The organism is Ramlibacter sp., from assembly GCF_035706265.1.
Classification (GTDB): Bacteria; Pseudomonadota; Gammaproteobacteria; order Burkholderiales; family Burkholderiaceae_C; genus Ramlibacter.
Window position 1 is genome coordinate 1 of the sequence record NZ_DASSVG010000177.1, and the last position, 4,308, is coordinate 4,308.

The following is a 4,308-nucleotide window of genomic DNA, read 5'->3' on the forward strand; positions in this document are numbered from 1 at the left end:
CGCCAACCCCAACACCAACAGCACCTTCCTGGGCGTGTCGGTCGTCTATCACATGCAATGACGCGCCCGCGGCGGGGCGCGTTCCCCGCTCAGGAAGCCTTGTAAGGCACCACCAGCTGGCGCTGCTCGCCCAGGCCCTCGATTCCCAGCGTCATCACGTCGCCCTTCTTCAGGTACTTCGGCGGCTTCATGCCCAGGCCCACGCCGGGCGGCGTGCCGGTGGTGATCACGTCGCCGGGCTCCAGCGTCATGAAGTGGCTGCAGTAGCTCACGAGCTTGGCGCAGCTGAAGATCATCGTGCGCGTGTTGCCCGTCTGCATGCGCTGGCCGTTCACGTCCAGCCACATGCCCAGGCGCTGCACGTTCGGGATCTCGTCGGCGGTCACCAGCCAGGGGCCGATCGGGCCGAAGGTGTCGCAGCCCTTGCCCTTGTCCCACTGCGAACCGCGTTCGAGCTGGAACTCGCGCTCGCTCACGTCGTTGCAGATGGTGTAGCCCGCCACGTGCGCGAGCGCCCTGGTCGTGGGAACGTAGCGCGCCGTGGTGCCGATCACCACGCCGAGCTCCACCTCCCAGTCGGTCTTCACCGAGCCGCGCGGCAGCATCACCGGGTCGTTCGGTCCCTGGATGCAGCTCGTGGCCTTCATGAACACGATCGGCTCCGGCGGGATCGGCATGTTCGATTCGGCCGCGTGGTCGGAGTAGTTCAGGCCGATGGCGATGAACTTGGGCACCCGCGCCACCGGGCAGCCGAAGCGGGGATTGCCGCGCACCGCCGGCAGCTTCGCCGGGTTCACCTTGCGGATGCGGGTCAGCCCGACCTGCCCCAGTTGCTCGGGGCCGATGTCGGGCACCACGCTGCTCAGGTCGCGCAGCTTGCCTTCCGCATCGATGAGGCCCGGCTTTTCCTTGCCGGGCTTGCCATAGCGCACCAGTTTCATTTTTCTTCCTTCGTTGTTTTCAGTACGTCGAGCGCCCGCCCGAGAGGTCGAACACGGCGCCGGTGGAAAACGAGCACTCCTCCGTGCACAGCCAGGCCACCAGCGCCGCGATCTCCTCCGGCGTGCCGAAGCGGCCCATGGGGATCTTGGAGAGCATGAACTGGATGTGCTCGGGGCTCATCTGGTCGAAGATCGCCGTCTTCACCGCCGCCGGCGTCACGCAGTTGACGCGCACGCCGCTGTCGGCCAGTTCCTTGCCCAGGGACTTGGTCAGGGCGATCACCGCCGCCTTGCTCGCGCTGTAGGCGCTGGCGTTCGGGTTGCCGTCCTTGCCGGCCACCGAGGCGATGTTGACGATGCGGCCGTAGTTCGCCGCCCGCATGGACGGCACCACCTCGCGGCAGCAGAGGAACAGGCCGGTGAGGTTCACGTCCATCACCTGGCGCCAGGCATCCACCGGGTACTCCCACACCTTCGTGTTGGGCCCGGTGATGCCGGCGCTGTTGACGAGCGCGTCGATGCGCGGGTTGCGCGCCAGCGTCGCCTGCACGGCGGCGCGCACCGAGTCCTCGCTCGCCACGTCGACCACCACGTAGCCGTGCGCCGCCCCGAGCTCGCGGGCCGCGCGCGCGGCCGCTTCCTCGTCGCGGTCCCACACCGTGACGCGGCCGCCGGAGGCCACCAGGCGCTGCGCGATCGCGAGGCCGAGCCCTGCGGCGCCGCCAGTGACGACCGCGTGGCGGTCGCGGAAATCGAGCTGGTTCATAGCGTGATGCCTCCGTCCACCGAATAGGCCTGGCCGGTGACGAAGGCCGCTTCGTCGCTGGCGAGGAACACCACCAGCGGCGCGATCTCCTCGGCGGTGGCGAGCCGTCCCATCGGCTGGCGCGCGACGAAGGCCTTGCGCGCCTCCACCGGATCGGCGTTGGCGTTGATGCGGTCCTGCAGCGAAGGCGTGTCCACGGTGCCGGGGCAGATCGCGTTGCAGCGGATGCCGTGCGCCACGTAGTCGGCCGCGACGCTCTTGGTCAGACCGATCACGGCGGCCTTGGTGGTGCCGTAGATGAAGCGGTTAGGCAGCCCCTTGATGCTGCTGCACACGCTGGCCATGTTGATGATGCTGCCCTTGCCCGCGCCGCCCGCGTTCTGCAGCATGCGCGGCAGCGCGGCCTGGATGGCCCAGAACTGCGAGCGCACGTTGAGGTTGAGCGCGAAGTTCCATTCCTCGTCGGTGGCCTGCAGCACGGTGCCGCCATGGACGAAGCCGGCGCAGTTGAACAGGACATTGAGCGCCGGCATCGCGCCGATCACGCGCGCGAGCGCGGCCTTGTCCAGCACGTCGAGCTGCACGCAGCGGATGCCTTCCACGCCCTCGTAGCTGTCCAACAGGCGGGGATCGACATCGGTGGCCCACACCTGCGCGCCTTCGGCCGCGAGGGCCAGCGCACTGGCGCGGCCGATGCCCTGCCCGGCCGCGGTGACGAGGGCGGTCTTGCCCTGGAGTCGCATTTTCTTGATCCTCCTCAAGGAACGGACGCCGCGGTCCGCGCGCCGGCGCAGCCCTGCGCCTGCGATGACCACTATGGAGCTACGGGAACATCCCGATGCGTGGCGACGCTCCGAGGCCGGATATTAATTGGCCTGACCACTTGGCCAATCCGTAGCAACCCGTGCCGCTGCAGACCGTCGAATCGAACCGCCTGTACCGCCAGATCGCGGAGCAGCTGCGCGGACTGATCGCGCAGGGCGAGTTTGCCGCAGGAACGCGGCTGCCCGCCGAACGCGATCTCGCCCGCCAGCTCGGCGTTAGCCGGCCCTCGGTGCGCGAGGCGCTGATCGCCCTCGAGGTCGAGGGCTGGGTCGAGGTGCGCACCGGCTCCGGCATCTACGTGCAGCCGCCCCGGCGGCGAACCACCACGATCACGACGCGCAGCGCCGGCGCCAAGGATACCGAAGGCGCCGAATGGGGCCCGCTGCAACTGATGCAAGCGCGCGAACTGGTCGAAGCCGAAGTGGCCGCGCTGGCCGCGCGCAACGCGCGCAGGCCGCAGATCGCGCAGATCGCCCAGGCCGTTGCCCAGATGCGCGAGGAAGCCGCCGCCGGCGTCGAGCCGCGCGCCGGCGACGAGGCCTTCCACACCGCCGTGGCGCAGGCCTGCGGCAACGAGGTGCTGGCCGACACGGTGCGCAGCTACTGGAGCGCGCGCCACGGCCCCCTCTTCCTGCGCCTGGGCGACTATTTCGAGAACCCCGCGTCGTGGAGCGCCGCCCTGGTGGAACACGACGCGGTGCTGGAGGCGATCCGCGCCCGCGATGCCGCCGCGGCGCGCGCCGCGATGCAGCAGCACCTGAAGAAGGCGACCGGCCGCTACAGCGCAAGCTGGCGCCGCGCCAACCATTCCTGAAGCCAAAGCAACCGTCCCAAGGAGACTCTCCATGAGCAAACGCCTCACCGTCAAACTCATCGCGGCCTGCGCCCTGGCCGCCGCCGTCGCCGGCCCGGCCTTCGCGCAGACGAAGCTGAAGTGGGCCCACGTGTACGAGACCTCGGAGCCCTTCCACAAGTGGTCGGTCTGGGCCGGCGAGGAGATCAAGAAGCGCACCAACGGCCGCTACGAGGTGCAGGTGTTCCCGGCCTCCACGCTGGGCAAGGAATCGGACATCAACCAGGGCCTGCAGCTGGGCACCGTGGACATCATCCTCAGCGGCGCCAGCTTCGCCGCCCGCAGCTACCAGCCCCTGGCGATCTCCTACTTCCCGTTCATCTTCCGCGACGCCGAGCACCAGCTGAAGTACGCCAGGAGCGACGTCTTCAAGGAACTCGCCGCCGGCTACGACAAGGCCAGCGGCAACCACATCGTGGCCCTCAACTACTACGGCGCGCGCCACGTCACTTCCAACAAGACGATCACCAAGCCCGAGGACATGAAGGGCCTGAAGATCCGCGTGCCGGACGCGCCGGCCTACCTGGCCTTCCCGAAGTCGCTGGGCGCCAACCCGACGCCGATCGCCTTCGCCGAGGTCTACCTGGCCCTGCAGAACGGCACCGTGGAAGCGCAGGAGAACCCGCTGCCCACCATCGAGGCCAAGAAGTTCTTCGAGGTGCAGAAGAACATCTCGCTCACCGGCCACATCGTCGACTCGCTGCTGACGATCGTCTCCGGCAGCGTGTGGAACAAGCTCTCGGACGCCGACAAGAAGATCTTCACCGAGGTGATGCAGGAAGCCGCCGACAAGACCGGCCGCGAGATCATCGCTTCCGAGACGCGCCTGGTCGACGAGTTCAAGAAGAAGGGCAACAACGTCATCGCGGTGGACAAGAACGCCTTCCGGCAAGCGGTGCTGAAGGCCACCAAGCCCACCGACC

Annotated in this window: 5 protein-coding genes; 2 read left to right on the plus strand and 3 right to left on the minus strand. The window is 68.5% G+C overall.

Features of this window, described 5'->3' with window-relative positions:
- Window positions 1-89 precede the first annotated feature (89 nt).
- Genes VFM98_RS06700 through VFM98_RS06710 form a run of 3 tightly spaced genes read right to left on the minus strand, consistent with a single transcriptional unit; the run spans window position 90 to window position 2,450 of the window.
- Window positions 90-941, minus strand: a complete 852-nt coding sequence (locus tag VFM98_RS06700; RefSeq protein ID WP_325109131.1) for a fumarylacetoacetate hydrolase family protein — start codon at window positions 939-941, stop codon at window positions 90-92.
- Between the two features lie 19 nt (window positions 942-960).
- Window positions 961-1,707, minus strand: a complete 747-nt coding sequence (locus VFM98_RS06705) for an SDR family NAD(P)-dependent oxidoreductase (protein WP_325109132.1) — start codon at window positions 1,705-1,707, stop codon at window positions 961-963.
- Window positions 1,704-2,450 carry an SDR family oxidoreductase gene (locus VFM98_RS06710; RefSeq protein WP_325109133.1) on the minus strand — a complete coding sequence of 249 codons (747 nt, stop codon included), beginning with the start codon at window positions 2,448-2,450 and terminating at the stop codon, window positions 1,704-1,706. The genes VFM98_RS06705 and VFM98_RS06710 overlap by 4 nt, the downstream gene beginning before the upstream one ends.
- Window positions 2,451-2,611: 161 nt before the next feature.
- Here VFM98_RS06710 and VFM98_RS06715 point away from each other — a divergent pair, with 161 nt between their 5' ends.
- Window positions 2,612-3,346: a FadR/GntR family transcriptional regulator gene (locus tag VFM98_RS06715; protein ID WP_325109134.1), complete on the plus strand. Its 735-nt coding sequence runs from the start codon at window positions 2,612-2,614 to the stop codon at window positions 3,344-3,346.
- 31 nt (window positions 3,347-3,377) lie between these two features.
- Window positions 3,378-4,308, plus strand: a 931-nt coding sequence (locus VFM98_RS06720) for a sialic acid TRAP transporter substrate-binding protein SiaP (RefSeq protein WP_325109135.1), incomplete at its 3' end; no start/stop codon positions are given.